Annotated in this window: 13 protein-coding genes and 1 pseudogene; 6 read left to right on the plus strand and 8 right to left on the minus strand. The window is 72.8% G+C overall.

Features of this window, described 5'->3' with window-relative positions:
* On the minus strand, positions 1 to 1,197 hold the full coding sequence (locus ACFSJS_RS10505) for an NAD(P)-dependent malic enzyme (RefSeq protein WP_380899072.1): 1,197 nt from the start codon (positions 1,195 to 1,197) through the stop codon (positions 1 to 3).
* A 549-nt stretch (positions 1,198 to 1,746) separates the two neighbouring features.
* On the opposite strand from ACFSJS_RS10505, the gene ACFSJS_RS10510 reads away from it, so the two are divergent.
* The 4 genes from ACFSJS_RS10510 to ACFSJS_RS10525 all read left to right on the plus strand — a co-directional run bounded on the left by ACFSJS_RS10510 (position 1,747) and on the right by ACFSJS_RS10525 (position 5,676).
* Positions 1,747 to 2,724 (plus strand): ABC transporter substrate-binding protein, encoded by a 978-nt coding sequence (locus ACFSJS_RS10510; protein WP_380899073.1) that lies wholly within the window; start codon positions 1,747 to 1,749, stop codon positions 2,722 to 2,724.
* A 46-nt stretch (positions 2,725 to 2,770) separates the two neighbouring features.
* Positions 2,771 to 3,754 (plus strand): amino acid ABC transporter permease, encoded by a 984-nt coding sequence (locus ACFSJS_RS10515; RefSeq protein ID WP_380899074.1) that lies wholly within the window; start codon positions 2,771 to 2,773, stop codon positions 3,752 to 3,754.
* Complete coding sequence (locus ACFSJS_RS10520; RefSeq protein WP_380899075.1) at positions 3,751 to 4,524, plus strand: amino acid ABC transporter ATP-binding protein; 774 nt, start codon at positions 3,751 to 3,753, stop codon at positions 4,522 to 4,524. The genes ACFSJS_RS10515 and ACFSJS_RS10520 overlap by 4 nt, the downstream gene beginning before the upstream one ends.
* Positions 4,525 to 4,713: 189 nt before the next feature.
* The gene (locus ACFSJS_RS10525; RefSeq protein WP_380899076.1) at positions 4,714 to 5,676 is read left to right on the plus strand and encodes a zinc-binding dehydrogenase; all 963 of its coding nucleotides are present in this window, start codon (positions 4,714 to 4,716) and stop codon (positions 5,674 to 5,676) included.
* Between the two features lie 76 nt (positions 5,677 to 5,752).
* Here ACFSJS_RS10525 and ACFSJS_RS10530 read toward each other — a convergent pair whose 3' ends face one another.
* The 7 genes and pseudogenes from ACFSJS_RS10530 to ACFSJS_RS10560 all read right to left on the minus strand — a co-directional run.
* Complete coding sequence (locus tag ACFSJS_RS10530; protein WP_380899077.1) at positions 5,753 to 6,814, minus strand: helix-turn-helix transcriptional regulator; 1,062 nt, start codon at positions 6,812 to 6,814, stop codon at positions 5,753 to 5,755.
* Between the two features lies 1 nt (position 6,815).
* Complete coding sequence (locus ACFSJS_RS10535) at positions 6,816 to 7,745, minus strand: DUF4097 family beta strand repeat-containing protein (protein WP_380899078.1); 930 nt, start codon at positions 7,743 to 7,745, stop codon at positions 6,816 to 6,818.
* 133 nt (positions 7,746 to 7,878) lie between these two features.
* Positions 7,879 to 8,055: a DUF6104 family protein gene (locus ACFSJS_RS10540; protein WP_202917891.1), complete on the minus strand. Its 177-nt coding sequence runs from the start codon at positions 8,053 to 8,055 to the stop codon at positions 7,879 to 7,881.
* Between the two features lie 144 nt (positions 8,056 to 8,199).
* The gene (locus ACFSJS_RS10545) at positions 8,200 to 12,033 is read right to left on the minus strand and encodes a multifunctional oxoglutarate decarboxylase/oxoglutarate dehydrogenase thiamine pyrophosphate-binding subunit/dihydrolipoyllysine-residue succinyltransferase subunit (protein ID WP_380899079.1); all 3,834 of its coding nucleotides are present in this window, start codon (positions 12,031 to 12,033) and stop codon (positions 8,200 to 8,202) included.
* A gap of 234 nt (positions 12,034 to 12,267) precedes the next feature.
* The gene (locus ACFSJS_RS10550) at positions 12,268 to 13,362 is read right to left on the minus strand and encodes a sensor histidine kinase (RefSeq protein ID WP_380899080.1); all 1,095 of its coding nucleotides are present in this window, start codon (positions 13,360 to 13,362) and stop codon (positions 12,268 to 12,270) included.
* Positions 13,353 to 14,117, minus strand: a complete 765-nt coding sequence (locus tag ACFSJS_RS10555; protein WP_380899081.1) for a response regulator transcription factor — start codon at positions 14,115 to 14,117, stop codon at positions 13,353 to 13,355. Before ACFSJS_RS10555 ends, ACFSJS_RS10550 begins: the two co-directional genes overlap by 10 nt.
* A 62-nt stretch (positions 14,118 to 14,179) precedes the next feature.
* Positions 14,180 to 14,278 (minus strand): annotated as a pseudogene (locus ACFSJS_RS10560) (spermidine synthase); the annotation flags it as partial.
* 222 nt (positions 14,279 to 14,500) lie between these two features.
* On the opposite strand from ACFSJS_RS10560, the gene lon reads away from it, so the two are divergent.
* Positions 14,501 to 16,948, plus strand: a complete 2,448-nt coding sequence (lon, locus tag ACFSJS_RS10565) for an endopeptidase La (RefSeq protein WP_380899082.1) — start codon at positions 14,501 to 14,503, stop codon at positions 16,946 to 16,948.
* A 232-nt stretch (positions 16,949 to 17,180) separates the two neighbouring features.
* Positions 17,181 to 17,729: a MarR family winged helix-turn-helix transcriptional regulator gene (locus ACFSJS_RS10570; protein WP_380899083.1), complete on the plus strand. Its 549-nt coding sequence runs from the start codon at positions 17,181 to 17,183 to the stop codon at positions 17,727 to 17,729.
* Positions 17,730 to 17,744: the final 15 nt, after the last annotated feature.

Below are 17,744 nucleotides of genomic sequence, written 5' to 3' on the forward strand. Positions count from 1 at the left end.
TCAGCGCCGGGCCACGCCCTCCGCGCGGGCGGCGGCGGCCACGGCCGCGGTCACGGCCGGGGCGACCCGCTCGTCGAACGGCGAGGGGATCACGCACGCGGCGCTCAGCTCGTCGGCGACCACCGCGGCCAGGGCCTCGGCGGCGGCCAGCTTCATGCCCTCGGTGATCCGGGAGGCCCGCACCTGGAGGGCGCCCGCGAAGATGCCGGGGAAGGCGAGCACGTTGTTGATCTGGTTCGGGTAGTCGCTGCGGCCGGTGGCGACGACCGAGGCGTACTTGTGGGCGACGTCCGGGTGGATCTCCGGGTCCGGGTTGGCCATGGCGAAGACGAAGGCGTCCCGAGCCATCCGCGCGACGGCCTCCTCGGGGACGGTGCCGCCGCTGACGCCGATGAAGACGTCGGCGCCCGCCAGCGCGGACTCCAGCGAGCCGGTCAGCCCGGCCCGGTTGGTGAAGCCGGCCAGGTCGCGCTTGACGTCGGTGAGGTCGGTGCGGTCGGGCGAGACGACGCCCTTGCGGTCGCAGACCGCCACGTCGCCGATGCCGGCCTCGACCAGGATCCGGGCGATGGCGACGCCGGCCGCGCCCGCGCCGGAGATGACGGCGCGCAGCTCTCCCAGCGCCACGCCCCGCAGCCGGGCGGCGTTGCGCAGCGCGGCGAGCGTGACGACGGCCGTGCCGTGCTGGTCGTCGTGGAAGACGGGGATGTCCAGGCGCTCCTGGAGCCGGCGCTCGATCTCGAAGCACCGGGGCGCGGAGATGTCCTCCAGGTTGATGCCGCCGAAGGAGGGCGCCATGCGGACGACCGTCTCCACGATCTCGTCGACGTCCCGGCAGTCCAGGGCGATCGGCACCGCGTCCACACCGCCGAACTGCTTGAAGAGGATCGCCTTGCCCTCCATCACCGGGAGCGAGGCCTGCGGTCCGATGTCCCCCAGGCCCAGCACCGCGGTGCCGTCCGTGACCACCGCGACGACCTGGGACTTCCAGGTGTAGTCGTGGACCAGTTCCGGTTGCTCGGCGATGGCGCTGCACACCTTGGCCACACCCGGTGTGTAGGCCAGGGAAAGGTCGTCCGCGTCCCGCACCGGCACGGTCGCCCGGACCGCCATCTTGCCGCCGCGGTGCAGGGCGAAGGCCGGATCGATGGCTCCGTCGTCCAGCTCGCTGCCGGAATTGACGATCTCCGCTGCCACTGTCTTGACCCCTTCGTCGAAAAGTCTGCTGAGGGTGGCCGCTTCCTGGTCGAGGAGCGGGCGGGCACCGCGTCCGCGGCCCGTCCGGCGGATGGGCCACCGTCGAGGGGGGAACGGACGCCGGGCGCGCCGCACACGCGCCCTGGTCCCCGGGTGAGGGGTGTAACTGCTCTTTCTACCGGATGAGCGCCACCGTGCACGAATGTCTTCCGTCGCGGCCGCCGCCGTCCGAGGCGTCCACCACACGGGCATGCTGGACAAAGTGCCTGCAGGGAAGACGGAGGCTCGCTGGATCTCCGCGAGGGGAGTGACGAAACTCTCCTCCCCGGGGTTCCCGGCCCTCCGGGCGGCAGGCCGGAGGCATCGGCAGACGACCGCATCCGGGCGTCCGGTGACCGTTACCGCCTGCCCGTTATCCGATTTTGACCTGGTTGCCATCCTGGGCTCCGGTGTCCGGATGGCAAGATTCCCCTCATCGCACGGTGCCGCGCCGACTCCCGGCGCGACCGGCCGTACCGGACACTCCACTCATCCAGCAGGAGGACCTCCATGACCGCACGCACCACCCGCCCCCTGCCCACGGTGGGGGGCGCCCCGAGGCCGTCCGCCCGCCGGCGTCTGGCCGTGGCAGGAGCGCTCGCGGTGGCCGGCTCCCTGCTGCTGACCGCCTGCGGCGACCAGACCGACGGTGCCGGTGCCGGTGACGGCGACGGCGGCACCAAGGCGCAGAAGAAGTCCCAGGCCCCGCTCTTCGACAAGCTCCCCAAGGACATCCAGGAGGCGGGTGTCATCAAGGTGGGCTCGGACATCGCCTACGCGCCGATCGAGTTCATGAACGAGAAGGGCGAGCCCGACGGGGTCGACCCGGACCTGGCCGAGGCCATGGGCAAGGTCCTGGGGGTCGAGCTCAAGTTCGAGAACGGCACCTTCGACCAGCTCGTGCTGGGCATGAACTCCGGCCGCTACGACATCGTCATGTCCGCCATGACCGACACCAAGGAGCGCCAGAAGGGCGAGAGCGAGGACGCCGAGGGCGGGGCGGACTTCGTCGACTACTTCAAGGCCGGCTCCGCGATCCTGGTCAAGAAGGGCAACCCGGAGAAGATAGAGACCCTCGAGGACCTCTGCGGCAGGACGGTCGCCGCCCAGCGCGGCACCGCCAACGAGACGCTGGTGAAGAAGCAGGACAAGGAGTGCGACGAGGGGATCGACGAGTTCATCGCCGACAAGGACACCGACTCCATCACCCAGCTGCAGAACGGCCGCGCCGACGCCGTCGTCACGGACTTCCCCGTGGCCCTCTACAACGAGCTGACCGCCGGCGGCGGCAAGCTCTTCGAGGTCGTCGGCGAGCAGATCGACGCCGCTCCCTACGGCATCGCGGTCAGCAAGAAGGACACCCAGCTGCGCGACGCGCTCAAGGAGGCCGTCCAGGCGATCATCGACAACGGTGAGTACGCCAAGGTCCTCAAGGAGTGGAAGGCCGAGGCCGGGGCCATCGAGGAAGCCACCGTCAACGCGGGCTAGTGACCCACCCCGAGTACTGTCCGCACAGAGTTAAGGCAAGGCTTCCGTGACCGAACCCCACGACAAGACCGAGAAGGTCCCGGACCCCGGCGGCAGCCGGGCCGGGGCGCCGGACGGCAGCGCCGGCACCATTCCGCCCGAGGCCATCAGGGCCATTCCGGTCCGGCACTACGGCCGCTGGGCCGGATCCGTGGTGGTCGTCGTCCTGCTCGCCCTGGTGGTGGCGGCCTTCGCGCGCGCCGCCATCGACTGGGGACTGGTCGGCAGGTACCTCACCGACGGCACCTTCGTGACCGGCGCCTGGGAGACCCTGAAGATCACCGTGTACGCCATGGTGATCGGCGTGGTCCTCGGCATGCTACTCGCGGTGATGCGCATGTCGAAGAACCCGGTGCTCGGCAGTGTCGCCTGGGCCTACATCTGGTTCTTCCGCGGCACCCCCGTCCTGGTCCAGATCTTCCTCTGGTTCAACCTGTCGATCGTCTTCCAGTACCTGGACCTCGGTCCGCTGTACAAGGACGAGATGAACGACGTCATGACGCCCTTCGTCGCGGCGCTCCTCGGCCTCGGCCTCAACGAGGCGGCGTACATGGCGGAGATCAGCCGGGCCGGCATCCAGTCCGTGGACAGCGGCCAGAGCGAGGCGGCCCAGGCCCTGGGGATGAAGGGCTCCCAGACGATGCGCCGCATCGTGCTGCCGCAGGCGATGAGGGTGATCATCCCGCCCACCGGCAACGAGTTCATCAACATGCTCAAGACCTCCTCGCTGGCCTACGCCATCGGCTACCAGGAGCTCTTCCTGGCGAGCCGTGACTTCGGCTCCCGGACCCTGGCGGTCATGGAGGCCCTGATGGTGGTCACCATCTGGTACCTGGCGCTGACGACCCTGTTCAGCATCGGCCAGTACTACCTGGAGCGGTACTTCGCCCGCGGCGCGAACCGGGAGCTGCCGCCGACGCCCCTGCAGCGGATCAGGGCGCAGCTCACCTCGTTCCGCACGCCGAGCCAGGTGGGAGGGAAGACGGTATGACCACCGAGAAGGTCCCGATGGTGAAGGCCGAGGGCGTCCACAAGTCCTTCGGCCACGCCCACATCCTCAAGGGCATCGACCTGGAGGTCGCCCCGGGTGAGGTGTTCTGCCTGGTCGGCCCGTCCGGCTCCGGCAAGTCCACCTTCCTGCGCTGCATCAACCACCTGGAGAAGATCAGCGCCGGGCGGCTGTGGGTCGACGGCCGGCTCGTCGGCTACCGGCAGCAGGGCGACAAGCTCTACGAGCTCAAGGAGCGCGAGGTCGCCGCCCAGCGCCGCGACATCGGCATGGTCTTCCAGCGCTTCAACCTCTTCCCGCACATGACCGCGGTGGAGAACGTCATGGAGGCGCCGGTCCAGGTCAAGGGCGAGTCCCGGTCCGCGGCCCGGGAGCGGGCCCTGAAGCTGCTGGACCGGGTCGGGCTCGGCAACCGGACCGGCAACTACCCCGCCCAGCTCTCCGGCGGCCAGCAGCAGCGCGTGGCCATCGCCCGCGCGCTGGCGATGGAGCCCAAGCTGATGCTCTTCGACGAGCCCACCTCGGCGCTCGACCCGGAGCTGGTCGGCGAGGTGCTGGACGTCATGCGCGACCTGGCCGAGGACGGCATGACGATGATCGTCGTCACCCACGAGATGGGCTTCGCCCGGGAGGTCGGCGACTCGCTGGTCTTCATGGACGACGGCGTGGTCGTCGAGTCCGGCCACCCGCGCGAGGTGCTGACCAACCCGCAGCACGAGCGGACGAAGGCGTTCTTGTCGAAGGTGCTCTGACGGAGCCCGCGACCGCCGCCGGGGGTGGCGGGAGTCCCGGACAGGACTCCCGCCACCCCCGGTTCCCGTCCCGGCGGACCTCCCGGCGGCCCCCGCCGCTCCCCGTCGTGCCGCCGTTGTGCTGGTCGGCGGCGCGCGTCACACCGCCGCGCGGTTCCGCCGCGTTCCCACTCGTCCTAGGGTCGGATCATGTTTGCTGCCTATGCCGCGCGCATCGACCGTGACCAGCCGCTGAACGGACTCGAGTTGGGCGAGCGCCCCGAACCGGACGTTCCCGTGGGCTGGACGACCGTCGACGTCAAGGCGGCCTCCCTCAACCACCACGACCTGTGGTCCCTGCGCGGAGTCGGCCTGGGCGAGGAGTCCCTGCCGATGATCCTCGGCTGCGACGCGGCCGGGGTCGACGCCGACGGCAACGAGGTCGTGCTGCACTCGGTGATCGGCGCGACCGGCCACGGCGTCGGACCGCGCGAGCGGCCCTCGATCCTCACCGAGAAGTACCAGGGCACGTTCGCCGAGCGGGTGGCCGTGCCGCAGTGGAACGTCCTGCCCAAGCCGAAGGAGCTCTCCTTCGAGGAGGCCGCCTGCCTGCCGACGGCGTGGCTGACCGCCTACCGGATGCTGTTCACGAACGCCGGAGTGCGGCCCGGGGACTCCGTCCTGGTGCAGGGCGCGGGCGGCGGCGTCGCCACCGCCGCCATCGTGCTGGGGGCCGCGGCCGGTCTGCGGGTCTTCGCCACCAGCCGCGAGGAGACCAAGCGCAGGCGTGCCGAGGAGCTGGGCGCCGAGGCCGCCTTCGAGACCGGTGCCCGGCTGCCGCACCGGGTGGACGCGGTGATCGAGACGGTGGGAGCCGCCACCTGGTCCCACTCGGTGAAGTCGCTCAAGCCCGGCGGCACCCTCGTCATCTCGGGTGCCACCAGCGGCACGACCCCGTCCTCCGGCGAGCTGAACCGTATCTTCTTCCTGGAGCTGAAGGTGGTGGGCTCCACGATGGGCTCGAAGGAGGAGCTGGCCTCGCTGCTGAGCTTCTGCGCGGCCAAGGGCGTCCGCCCGGTGATCGACTCGGTGCTGCCGCTGGACCGGGCCCGCGAGGGCTTCGAGAAGATGGCCAACGGCGACCTGTTCGGAAAGGTCGTCCTGACGGTGTGAGGGCCGCCGCGGCGCCGCCCGGCCGGGCCCGCGGTCCGGGCGGGCGGCGCATCGGCCGCGCCGCCCGCCCGGACCGTCACTCCGCCGCGCGGGAGTGCAGCAGCGCGACGATGTGGGCCGCCGCCGCGGACAGCCGGCGGCGGGCCTCCCGCAGCCCCTCCTCGTCGATCCCGTGGTCGCGGGCGGCGTCCCGCACGTCGTCGCGGAAGCCGTCCAGCAGCCGCTCCAGGTCGCGCAGCGGGTCGCCCGAGGGCGCGGCGGGCTCCTCGGCCCACGCCGGCACCGGCGCATCGGGGGTGTCGGGCGTATCGGAGGTGTCGGGGGGCGCGTGCGGCGGACGGTGCGCGGTGCGGCCGGCCGGGCGTTCCCTGCCGCCCTCACCGCCGAAGCCGCCGAAGCCGCCGAGGTCGCCCAGGGCGCCGAGACCGCCCAGCTGCCGGCTCAGCTCCGACATCCCCGCGCGCACCGCGCCCTGCCAGTCGCCCTGCTGGACCCGCGACTGCACCTGCTCCTGGACCTGCCGGGCGATCCGCTGGGCCTCCTCGCGGGCCTCGTCCCGGGCCCGGCGGGCCTGCCGCGCCTGGTGCCTGGCCTGCTGCGCCTCCTGCCGGGCCCGGCGGGCCTGCTCCTTCCACTGCTCCCCGGCCCGGCGCAGCTCCTCCTTGGCGGCCCGCAGCGCCTCCTTGTCCGTCCAGGGCCCCTGGAAGGCGGCCTCCCAGCCGGAGAAGAGGTCCTCCTCCCCGGCGCCGCGGCTGGTGCGCCGCGCCTCCTCGCGGACCTCGCGGCGCAGGTCGTCGGCGGCGTCGCTGACGTCCTCGCGGATGTCGGCGGCCAGGGCCGCCAGCGACTCGTGGATCTCCCGCTCCAGCTCGGACAGCTCCTCCTGCCGGCCGGCCAGCTCGGCGCGGCCGGCGTCGGTGAGGGCGTAGACCTTGCGGCCGCCCTCGGTGGTGTGGCTGACCAGGCCCTCGGCCTCCAGCTTGGCCAGGCGGGGGTAGACCGTGCCGGCGGAGGGGGCGTACAGGCCCTGGAAGCGCTCCTCCAGCAGCCGGATCACCTCGTAGCCGTGGCGGGGGGACTCGGCGAGCAGCTTCAGCAGGTACAGGCGCAGTCGGCCGTGGGCGAAGACGGGGGCCATGTCACACGTCCTTGTGGAGGGAGGGGGTCGTCGGCGGGACCGTGGTGCCGGCGTCCGGGGAACCGGAGGACTCCGGGGAGCCGGAGGGCTCCTCGGCGGGGCCGTCCGCGGGGGGACGGCGCAGCAGGGCGATCGCCCCGGAGACGGTGGCCGCGCGCAGCCGCCCGCTGCCCGTCCCGAGGGTGCCGGTGATCCGTTTGGTCCCCCACTGCCCGGTCACCCGCAGGTCGTCGAAGGCGCAGGAGACGGCGCCGCCGGCGGTGTTCGCCTCGACCACGGTGTCGGGCGGGTGCGGCAGCCGGATGGCGATCTCACCCGAGACGGAGCTGAGCCGGACGTCCGCGGCCCCCGCCCCCCGCGCCGGGGCGAGGTCGAGCACCATGTTGCCGCTGACGGAGTCCGCCGTGATCGACGGCCCGCCGCCGTCCACGACCGTGAGGTCGCCGGAGACGGTGCCGAACCGCAGGTCGCCCGTCACGCCCTGCGCCTCCACGTCCCCGGAGACCGTCTCGGCCCGCACCGGGCCCGCCAGCCACGCCAGGACGGTGCCGCCGGAGAGCCCCCGCACGTGGGTGCGCCCCCGGACGCCCGTGACGACCGCGTCGGCCCCCACCACCCCGACCTCGACCCGCCCCACCCCGGCGGGCACGGCGACCGACACGTCGGCGGTGCGCCGCCACTCCTTGCAGTCGAGCAGGGTGAGGAAGCCCTTCCAGGGCAGATCGTCGTAGGCGACGGTCAGGACGCCGTCCTCCAGGGTGACGGTCAGCGGAGGACCGCTCAGGGCGCCGACCTCCAGCCTCGCCCCGGGCGCGTCGGTGCCGACGACGTTCACCGCGCCGTCCGCCACGCGCACCCGCAGCGTGTGGATCTCGTCGTCGAAGGCGAGCCTGCGGGGCTCCTCGACGGACCACTGGGACCCGTGTGACACGGCGGCCTCCCTGTCTCGGCACGCGACGACATATCGCGTCTCTGCCAGAACACGATATATCGCAGGAACGGGACGTCAAGGGCACCGGTCCCCGCCCGCCCCGCGCCGGGGCCGGCCGGGGGGCCGCCGTCCGTCACTCGTCCTCGTCGTCCAGGCGCGCCAGCCAGGTCGCGAGCCGCTCGACGGGCACCTCGAAGTCCGGGTTGAGGTCGACGAACGTCCTCAGCTGCTCGGCGAGCCACTCGAAGGTGATCTCCTCCTCGCCGCGCCGCTGCGCCAGCTCCTCGATGCCGCGGTCGGTGAAGTACATGGGCGTGCTCCCGTTCGGTGGTGGGTGGACGGTTCGGGGAGGGGGTACGGGCGTGGGGCCCGCACCGTCGTGTGACGGTGCGGGCCCCACGGAGCCTGCGCTGCGGTCGGCGGCCGCCCCGCGCGGGGCGGCCGCCGCGGCCGGTCAGAGGTCGAAGACCTCGTTGACCAGCTGCTGCTGCTCGGCCTGGTGACGCTTGGCCGACCCGACCGCCGGAGACGAGGACGACGGACGCGAGACGCGGCGCAGCCGGTCCGCGTTCGGAGCCGTCCCCGAGCCGATGAACAGGTCGAGGTGGTCCACCAGGTTGAGCGCGATGAACGGCCAGGCGCCCTGGTTGGCCGGCTCCTCCTGGGCCCAGACGATCTTCTCGGCGCCGCTGTAGCGGGCCATCTCCGCCTGGATCTCCTGGCTGGGCAGCGGGTACAGCCGCTCCAGCCGGATGATCGCGGTGTCGGTCACGCCCCGCCTGCTGCGCTCGGCGGCCAGGTCGTAGTAGACCTTGCCGGAGCAGAAGACGACCTTGCGGACCTGGGCCGGGTCGACCGACTCGTCACCGATGACCGGCCGGAAGCCGCCGGAGGTGAACTCCGCCGCCTTGGAGGTCGCCGCCTTGAGCCGGAGCATCGACTTCGGGGTGAAGACGACCAGCGGCTTGTGGTGCGGGTTGTGGACCTGCCAGCGCAGCAGGTGGAAGTAGTTCGACGGCAGGGTCGGCATCGCGACCGTCATGCTGTTCTGCGCGCACAGCTGGAGGAAGCGCTCGATCCGGGCCGAGGAGTGGTCCGGGCCCTGGCCCTCGTAGCCGTGCGGCAGCAGCAGCGTGACGCCGGAGGTCTGGCCCCACTTCTGCTCGGCCGAGGAGATGAACTCGTCCACCACCGTCTGCGCGCCGTTGACGAAGTCGCCGAACTGGGCCTCCCACATCACCAGCGCCTCGGGACGGGCCAGGGAGTAGCCGTACTCGAAGCCCATCGCCGCGTACTCGCTCAGCAGCGAGTCGTAGACGTTGAAGCGGGCCTGGTCCTCGGACAGGTACAGCAGCGGGGTGTAGTCCTCGCCGGTCTCCCGGTCCACCAGCACCGCGTGCCGCTGGCCGAAGGTGCCGCGGCGCGAGTCCTGGCCGGCCAGCCGGACGGGGGTGCCCTCCATCAGCAGCGAGCCGATGGCGAGCGTCTCGCCCATCGCCCAGTCGATCTTGTCCTCCTCCACCATCGCCGCGCGGCGCTGGAGCTGCGGCAGCAGCCTGGGGTGGACGGTGATCCGCTCGGGGATGTTGACCTGCGAGGCGGCGATCCGCTTGAGGACCTCCTGGCTGACGCCGGTCTCCACCGCGACCGGGAACTCCGGCTGCGGCGCCGGGGTCTCGGCCGGGGCCGGGTTGGAGGTGGCGTCGCGGACCTCGGTGAAGACCTTCTCCAGCTGCCCCTGGAAGTCCTGGAGCGCCTGCTCGGCCTCCTCCAGCGTGATGTCGCCCCGGCCGATCAGCGACTCGGTGTAGAGCTTGCGCACCGAGCGCTTCTTGTCGATCAGGTTGTACATCAGCGGCTGGGTGAAGTGCGGGTTGTCGGCCTCGTTGTGACCGCGGCGGCGGTAGCAGATGAGGTCGATGACCACGTCCTTGTTGAACGCCTGGCGGAACTCGAAGGCCAGCCGCGCCACGCGGACGCAGGCCTCCGGGTCGTCGCCGTTGACGTGGAAGATCGGCGCCTCGATCATCCGCGCCACGTCGGTGGCGTACATCGAGGAGCGGGCCGACTCCGGGGGAGCGGTGAAGCCGACCTGGTTGTTGATGACCACGTGCACGGTGCCGCCGGTGCGGTAGCCGCGCAGCTGGGACATGTTCAGGGTCTCGGCCACCACGCCCTGGCCCGCGAAGGCCGCGTCGCCGTGGAGCTGGACGGGCAGGACGGTGAAGTCGGTGCCGCCCTTGCCGATGATGTCCTGCTTGGCGCGGGCCACGCCCTCCACGACCGGGTCCACGGCCTCCAGGTGGGAGGGGTTGGCGGTGAGCGAGACCTTGATCTGCTCGCCGTCCAGGCCGGTGAAGGTGCCCTCGGCGCCCAGGTGGTACTTCACGTCGCCGGAGCCGTGCATCGACTTCGGGTCGAGGTTGCCCTCGAACTCGCGGAAGATCTGGGCGTAGGACTTGCCGACGATGTTGGCCAGCACGTTCAGGCGGCCGCGGTGGGCCATGCCGATGACGACCTCGTCCAGGCGCGCCTCGGCGGCGGCGTCGAGCACGGCGTCCAGCAGCGGGATGACCGACTCGCCGCCCTCCAGCGAGAAGCGCTTCTGGCCGACGTACTTGGTCTGCAGGAAGACCTCGAACGCCTCGGCGGCGTTGAGCCGGCGCAGGATGCGCAGCTGCTCGTCGCGCTCCAGCGAGGCGTGCGAGCGCTCGACGCGGTCCTGGATCCACTTGCGCTGCTTGGGGTCCTGGATGTGCATGTACTCGATGCCGGTGGTGCGGCAGTACGAGTCGCGCAGCACGCCCAGGATGTCGCGCAGCTTCATCACCGACTTGCCGGCGAAGCCGCCGACCGCGAACTCCCGCTCCAGGTCCCACAGGGTGAGCCCGTGCTCGGTGATGTCCAGGTCGGGGTGCTTGCGCTGCTTGTACTCCAGCGGGTCGGTGTCGGCCATGACGTGGCCGCGGACCCGGTAGGAGTGGATCAGGTCGAAGACGCGGGCGGCCTTGGTGACGTCGTCGTCGTGGCTGACGTCGATGTCCCTCAGCCAGCGGACCGGCTCGTAGGGGATCCGCAGCGCCTCGAAGATCTCGTCGTAGAAGTTGTCCTCGCCCAGCAGCAGCTGGTGCATGATCCGCAGGAACTCGCCGGAGGCGGCGCCCTGGATCACGCGGTGGTCGTAGGTGCTGGTGAGCGTCATGACCTTGGAGACGCCCAGCTTGTTCAGGGTGTCCTGCGAGGTGCCCTGGAACTCCGCCGGGTACTCCATGGCGCCGACGCCGAGGATCAGGCCCTGGCCGGGCATCAGGCGCGGCACCGAGTGGACGGTGCCGATGCCGCCGGGGTTGGTCAGCGACGCGGTGACCCCGGTGAAGTCCTCCATCGTCAGCTTGTTGTTCCGGGCGCGGCGGACGATGTCCTCGTAGGCCTGCCAGAACTCGAAGAAGGTGAGGGTCTCGGCCTTCTTGATGGCGGCCACCACGAGCTGGCGCTCGCCGCCCGGCTTCACCAGGTCGATGGCCAGGCCCAGGTTGACGTGGTCGGGCTTGACCAGCGTCGGCTTGCCGTCCTTCTCGGTGTACGAGTAGTTCATCGACGGCATCGCCTTGAGCGCCTTGACCATGGCGTAGCCGATCAGGTGCGTGAAGGACACCTTGCCGCCGCGGGCGCGCTTGAGGTGGTTGTTGATGACGATGCGGTTGTCGACCAGCAGCTTCACCGGGATCGCGCGCACCGAGGTGGCGGTGGGCAGCTCCAGCGAGGCGTTCATGTTCCGGGCGACCGCGGCGGAGGGGCCGCGCAGCGTCACGTACTCGGGCCCGGCGGGCTCCTCGGCCTTCCCGCCCTTCTCGCCGCCGGCGGGCGCGGACTTCGCGGCCGCGGGCTGCGCCTTCGGGGCCGGTGCCGCCGCGGGGGCGGCGGACTCGGGCTGCGCCTTCGGGGCCGGCGTCGCCGCGGGGGCGGCGGGCGCGGTCTCGGCGGCGGACTCGGGCCGCGCCGGAGGCGGGGTCTGGGTCTGGGGCTGGGGCTCAGCGGGCTTCGACGCGGTGGGGGCCGCGGCGCCTCCGGCGGCCTGCCCGGGCTTGTAGTCGGCGAAGAAGTCCCACCAGGCCCGGTCGACGGAGTTCGGGTCCTGGAGGTACTGCTGGTAGATCTCGTCGACGAGCCACTCGTTGGCACCGAACCCGGCGGCGGGACTCTTCCCCTGCCCGTCCTGATCGGTCGTGGGGGACCCTCCCGGCCGGGGGCTGGAGGAGCTCGAAGTCTTGGGGGCCTGTGGCGACACGGCGGCAACCGCCCTCTTCCGCTTACCTGTGTGGGTGGACAGCAGAAATAAAGGCTACGCTCCCCGGCCCGTTCGGTGCAGTCGGCATGGGGTTTGCGTCGCCTAAGTCACATCCTGCGGTGCGTTTCGGCGCTTTCTTTGGCGGGAAACACACCCGGTTCGACAGAATTCGGCAAGGGCCGACCCGGGGAACGGGTCGGCGCCCCGCTCCCTGGTGTCCCGACTCCTCGAACCCTACGTCAACTCCATCGCGGCGGGGTCGCCGGGAAGAGTGACCAGGATCCGGCAGCCCCGGGGGGATTCGGCCACCCGGATCCGCCCGCCGTGCAGATCCACCGCCCAGCGGGCGATGGCCAGCCCCAGCCCCGTTCCCCCGTCGCCGCTCTCGGCCGAGGCGGAGCGGCCGAAGCGCTCGAAGACCCGCTCCCGGTCCGCCTCGGGGATCCCCGGCCCCTCGTCCAGCACCTCCAGGGCCAGGCTCAGCGGTGCCCGCCCGGCCCGCGCGCGCACCGTCACCCGGCCGTGGGGCGGGCTGTGCTTGACGGCGTTGTCGATCAGGTTGGCGACCACCTGGTGCAGCCGCTCGGTGTCGGCGTACGCGCTCAGGCCCGCGGGGGAGACGTCCAGGTGGAGGTGGACGTCGGTGCGGGCGTGGCCCTGCCCCTTGGTCATGTTGGCCTCCTTGAGCACTCCCGCCAGGTAGGGCCACACCTCGAAGCGGCGGACGCGCAGCGGCACCACGCCGTTGTCGAGCCGGGACAGGTCCAGCAGGTGCTCCACGAGGCGGCCCAGCCGCTCGGTCTGCTCCAGGGCGGTCTCCATGGTCACCGGATCGGCCCGGGAGACCCCGTCGACGACGTTCTCCAGCACCGCGCGCAGCGCCGCGATCGGAGTGCGCAGCTCGTGGGAGACGTTGGCGACCAGCTCCTTGCGGTGCCGGTCGGCGGCCTCCAGGTCGGCGGCCATGCGGTTGAAGGTCGCCGCCAGCTCGCCCAGCTCGTCCCTGCGGTCGACGTGGACCCGGCGGGTGTAGTCGCCGCGCGCCATCGAACGCGCCGCGTCCGTCATCTCGTCCAGCGGCGCGGCCAGGCCGTGCGCCACGAACTGCGTGACCAGCAGCGAGGCGATCACCGCCAGCAGCGCGATGACCCGCAGTTCGATCGCCGAGTGGAACGCCACCAGGGTCAGCAGCGTGGTGATGGCCACGGTGGCGATGACCAGCGCGCCCAGCGCGGCCTTGACCGAGCGGTTCGGGTCCAGGGGGCGCAGGCCCTCCCAGGCCCGGCCGCACAGGGCCCGCCCGCGGTGCGCCGCGGCCCTCAGGCCCATTCGGAGGCGGGTGCCGGCGCCTCGAGGGCGTAGCCCACACCGTGGACGGTGCGTATCCGCTCGGCGCCGATCTTCCGGCGCAGGGCCTTGATGTGGCTGTCGACCGTCCGCGTCCCCGAGGCGTCCGCCCAGTCCCACACCTCGGCCAGCAGCTGCTCGCGCGAGAGGACCGCGCGGGGCGAGTTGGCCAGGCAGACCAGCAGGTCGAACTCGGTCGGGGTGAGGTGGACGTCCTTGCCGGAGACCCGGACCCGGCGCTGCGCGTGGTCGATCTCCAGCTCGCCCAGCCGCAGCGTGCCCGAGCGCGGCGCGGTGGCGGCGAGGGTGGCCCGCTCCACGCGGCGCAGCAGGACGTGGGCGCGGGCGACCAGTTCGCGCATGGAGAACGGCTTGGTCATGTAGTCGTCGGCGCCGACGCCGAGGCCGACCAGCATGTCCGTCTCGTCGTCGCGGGCGGTGAGCATCAGCACCGGCACCGGCCGCTGGGCCTGCACCCGGCGGCACACCTCCAGGCCGTCGAAGCCCGGCAGCATCACGTCCAGCACCAGCAGGTCGGGCTGCCACGCCTCGAAGACCTCCACCGCCGCCGGGCCGTCCCCGGCGGTACGGACCTGGAATCCCTCGGCGCGCAGTCTCGCGGCGATCGCCTCGGTGATCGTCGGGTCGTCCTCGACGACCAGCACCCGGCGCTGGGCGCCCGGGGTGGCCGCGGCGGTGCCGCCGTGGGACTGCGTCGTGCTCCTGTGGTGGTCCATATGCGTCTCTGCCCTGCCGCTCGGTTGCCTTGCAGCAGCGTAAAGGCCCTCTCCGCGGGGCGCTACGCCGGTCGGGCGGCGAGGTGGACCACGTCCGGGACGCCTCGGGCGACAGCTGCCTCTTCGGTCCGCACCCGCACGGAACCGGCATCGCGGAGGGAATCCCCGGAGGCCGGGGCGAAGCGGCGGGCACGGCGGCGCCGGGAGCGGCGGACGGTGCACGCGGATCATCCTGCCGCCGCCTCGCGGGGCGGCGGCAGCGCGCCGGAAGCCCGGAGGGCTGATCGCTCAGAGCGAACACGGACGAGGAACACCGCGTTGCGCCGGAGCATTGACAGGACATTGAGTCTTCTCAGCTCAACTTGCCTGCCGAGGGAGAGATCATGGCTCTGTCGCCCACAACGCTCACCCTGCCCGTGGTGCCGCTCGACGACGAGGTCGTGCTGCCCGGGATGGTGGTGCCCCTGGACCTGTCCGACACCGAGGTGCGGGCCGCCGTGGAGGCCGCCCAGTCCGCCGCCGGGAGGGAGGGCGGGGCCGGCGGGGACGCCGGGGCCGGGGACCGGAAGGCGGAGAAGTCCGCCAAGCCCCGGGTGCTGCTCGTGCCGAGAGTGGACGGCACCTACGCGGCCATCGGCGTACTGGGCCGCGTGGAGCAGGTCGGGCGGCTGGCCGACGGCGACCCCGGCGCCCTGATCCGCGGGGTGAGCCGGGTGCGGATCGGCGCCGGCACCACCGGCCCCGGCGCCGCCCTGTGGGTGGAGGGCGCCGAGGTGGAGGAGTCCGCCCCCAGCCCCCTGCCCGGTGCGGTCGCCGAACTGGTCAGGGAGTACAAGGCCCTGGCCACCAGCTGGCTGCGCAAGCGCGGCGCCTGGCAGGTGGTCGACCGCGTCCAGCAGATCGACGACCCCGGGCAGCTCGCCGACAACTCCGGCTACAGCCCGTTCCTGAGCACCGGGCAGCGCGTGAGGCTGCTGGAGACCACCGACCCGGTCGAGCGGCTGCGGCTGGCCACCACCTGGCTGCGCGAGCACCTGGCCGAGCAGGACGTCGCCGAGGCCATCGCCAAGGACGTCCAGGAGGGCGTGGACCGCCAGCAGCGCGAGTTCCTGCTCCGCCGCCAGCTGGAGGCCGTCCGCAAGGAGCTGGCCGAGCTGAGCGGCGACACGGACGGCGGGGGCGACGACTACCGGGCCCGCATCGAGGCCGCCGACCTGCCCGCGGCGGTCCGCGAGGCCGCCCTGAAGGAGGCCGACCGGCTGGAGCGGGCCTCCGAGCAGAGCCCCGAGAGCGGGTGGATCCGCACCTGGCTGGACACCGTCCTGGAGATGCCGTGGAACGAGCGGACCGAGGACGCCTACGACATCGCCGGCGCCCGCGCCGTCCTGGACGCCGACCACGCCGGCCTGGAGGACGTCAAGGAGCGCATCACCGAGTACCTGGCCGTGCGCAAGCGCCGCGCCGAGCGGGGCCTGGGCGTGGTCGGGGGGCGGCGGGGCGGCGCCGTGCTGGCCCTGGTGGGCCCGCCGGGCGTCGGCAAGACCTCGCTGGGCGAGTCCGTGGCCCGCGCCATGGGCCGGAAGTTCGTCCGCGTCGCGCTCGGCGGGGTGCGCGACGAGGCCGAGATCCGCGGCCACCGCCGCACCTACGTCGGCGCCATGCCGGGCCGGATCGTGCGGGCCGTCAAGGAGGCCGGCTCGATGAACCCGGTCGTGCTGCTCGACGAGATCGACAAGGTGGGCAGCGACTTCCGCGGCGACCCGGCCGCGGCCCTCCTGGAGGTGCTGGACCCCGCCCAGAACCACACCTTCCGCGACCACTACCTGGAGGTCGAACTCGACCTGTCCGACGTGGTGTTCCTGGCCACGGCCAACGTCCTGGAGTCCATCCCGCAGCCGCTGCTGGACCGCATGGAACTGGTGCGGCTGGACGGCTACACCGAGGACGAGAAGGTCGTCATCGCCCGCGACCACCTGGTGCCCCGGCAGCTGGAGCGCGCCGGGCTGGACGCCGGCGAGGTGGTGGTCGGGGAGGACGCGCTGCGGAAGCTGGCCGGCGAGTACACCCGCGAGGCGGGCGTGCGCGACCTGGAGCGGTCCGTGGCGCGGCTGCTGCGCAAGATCGCCGCCCAGCACGAGCTGGGCGAGCGCGACCTGCCGCTGACGGTGGGCGCGGACGGCCTGCGCGAGCTGATCGGCCGCCCGCACCACACCCCCGAGTCCGCCCAGGACCCGGCCGAGCGGCGCACGGCGGTGCCGGGTGTGGCCACCGGGCTGGCGGTCACCGGGGCCGGCGGCGACGTGCTGTACGTCGAGGCGTCGCTGGCCGATCCGGAGACGGGCGGCTCGGGGCTGACGCTGACCGGGCAGCTCGGCGACGTGATGAAGGAGTCCGCGCACATCGCGCTCTCCTACCTGCGCTCGCGCGGCACCGAACTGGAGCTGCCCGTCGGCGACCTGAAGGAGCGCGGCGTCCACCTGCACGTCCCGGCGGGCGCGGTGCCCAAGGACGGGCCGAGCGCGGGCATCACCATGACCACCGCGCTGGCCTCGCTGCTGTCGGGCCGTCGGGTCCGCCCGGACGTGGCGATGACGGGCGAGGTCTCGCTGACCGGCCGCGTGCTGCCGATCGGCGGGGTGAAGCAGAAGCTGCTGGCCGCGCACCGGGCCGGGATCACCACGGTGGTCATCCCCAAGCGGAACGAGCCGGACCTGGACGACGTGCCCGAGGAGGTGCTGCGGACGCTGGACGTGCACCCGGTCTCGGACGTCCGCCAGGTGCTGGAGCTGGCCCTGGCGCCGGCCGGGGCGGAGCTGCCGGTCGCGGCCTGAGGCCGCCCGCCGAGCCGTCCCGCCCCGCGCACCGGCCGGCCCCGCGCCGGCAGCCCTTCCCGGGCCGCCGGCGCGGGGCCGCCGCACGCCGTGTGCCGCCGCCCGTCCGACGGGCGGACGGACGGCGGCGTACGGTGGAGGAAGAGGACATACTGATGCCCGCCGCGGCCGCCGCAGACGAGGCGGCCGCGCGAGCCGACGTCCGGTCACCGACCCCGGAAAGGGCCCTGACGTGCACGAGAGCGGGACCGCGGGCGGATGCGGCGCCCCCGGGCCGGAGTTCCTCGCCCTGGAGCGCGAACTGGCCGTCCTCCTGCGGCGGGCCAGGGCCTCCTCCGCCGAACTGGCCCGCGAGGTCCACCCGGACCTGGAGGCGTCGGCCTACGGGCTGCTGGTGCGGCTGGCGGACGCCGGACGGCAGCGCGCCACCGACCTCGCCGCGTACTTCGGCGTCGGACGGGCCACGATGAGCCGTCAGCTGCGCGCCCTGGAGGACCTGGGGCTGATCGTCCGCACCCCGGACCCGGACGACGGCCGCGCCTGGCTGGTGGGGCTGACGGCCGAGGGGCACGAGCGGTTCGCCCGGGTGCGGGCCGCGCGGCGGGACCGGTACGTCCGCCGGCTGGCCTCCTGGGACCGCCGCGAGATCGCCGAGCTGGCCCGGCTGCTGCACCGGCTGAACTCCCCCGGCGCCACCGGGGGACCGGCCCGGCCGGCCCGCGGGCACCGCGCGGCGCCCGCTCCCGGCGCGGGCCGTGCCGGGAGCGCGGAGCAGGACTGATCCCGCGCCGGCCGG

The sequence above is a fragment of the Streptomyces desertarenae genome, from assembly GCF_042681365.1.
GTDB classification, from domain to species: domain Bacteria; phylum Actinomycetota; class Actinomycetes; order Streptomycetales; family Streptomycetaceae; genus Streptomyces; species Streptomyces desertarenae.

Bases quoted from the DNA above. Each gene is read 5' to 3' on its own strand.
- ACFSJS_RS10530 (WP_380899077.1), bottom strand. From the start codon at position 6,814: ATGGCCCCCGTCTTCGCCCACGGCCGACTGCGCCTGTACCTGCTGAAG.
- ACFSJS_RS10520 (WP_380899075.1), top strand. From the start codon at position 3,751: ATGACCACCGAGAAGGTCCCGATGGTGAAGGCCGAGGGCGTCCACAAG.
- ACFSJS_RS10510 (WP_380899073.1), top strand. From the start codon at position 1,747: ATGACCGCACGCACCACCCGCCCCCTGCCCACGGTGGGGGGCGCCCCG.
- ACFSJS_RS10540 (WP_202917891.1), bottom strand. From the start codon at position 8,055: ATGTACTTCACCGACCGCGGCATCGAGGAGCTGGCGCAGCGGCGCGGC.
- ACFSJS_RS10550 (WP_380899080.1), bottom strand. From the start codon at position 13,362: ATGGGCCTGAGGGCCGCGGCGCACCGCGGGCGGGCCCTGTGCGGCCGG.
- ACFSJS_RS10525 (WP_380899076.1), top strand. From the start codon at position 4,714: ATGTTTGCTGCCTATGCCGCGCGCATCGACCGTGACCAGCCGCTGAAC.
- lon (WP_380899082.1), top strand. From the start codon at position 14,501: ATGGCTCTGTCGCCCACAACGCTCACCCTGCCCGTGGTGCCGCTCGAC.
- ACFSJS_RS10555 (WP_380899081.1), bottom strand. From the start codon at position 14,117: ATGGACCACCACAGGAGCACGACGCAGTCCCACGGCGGCACCGCCGCG.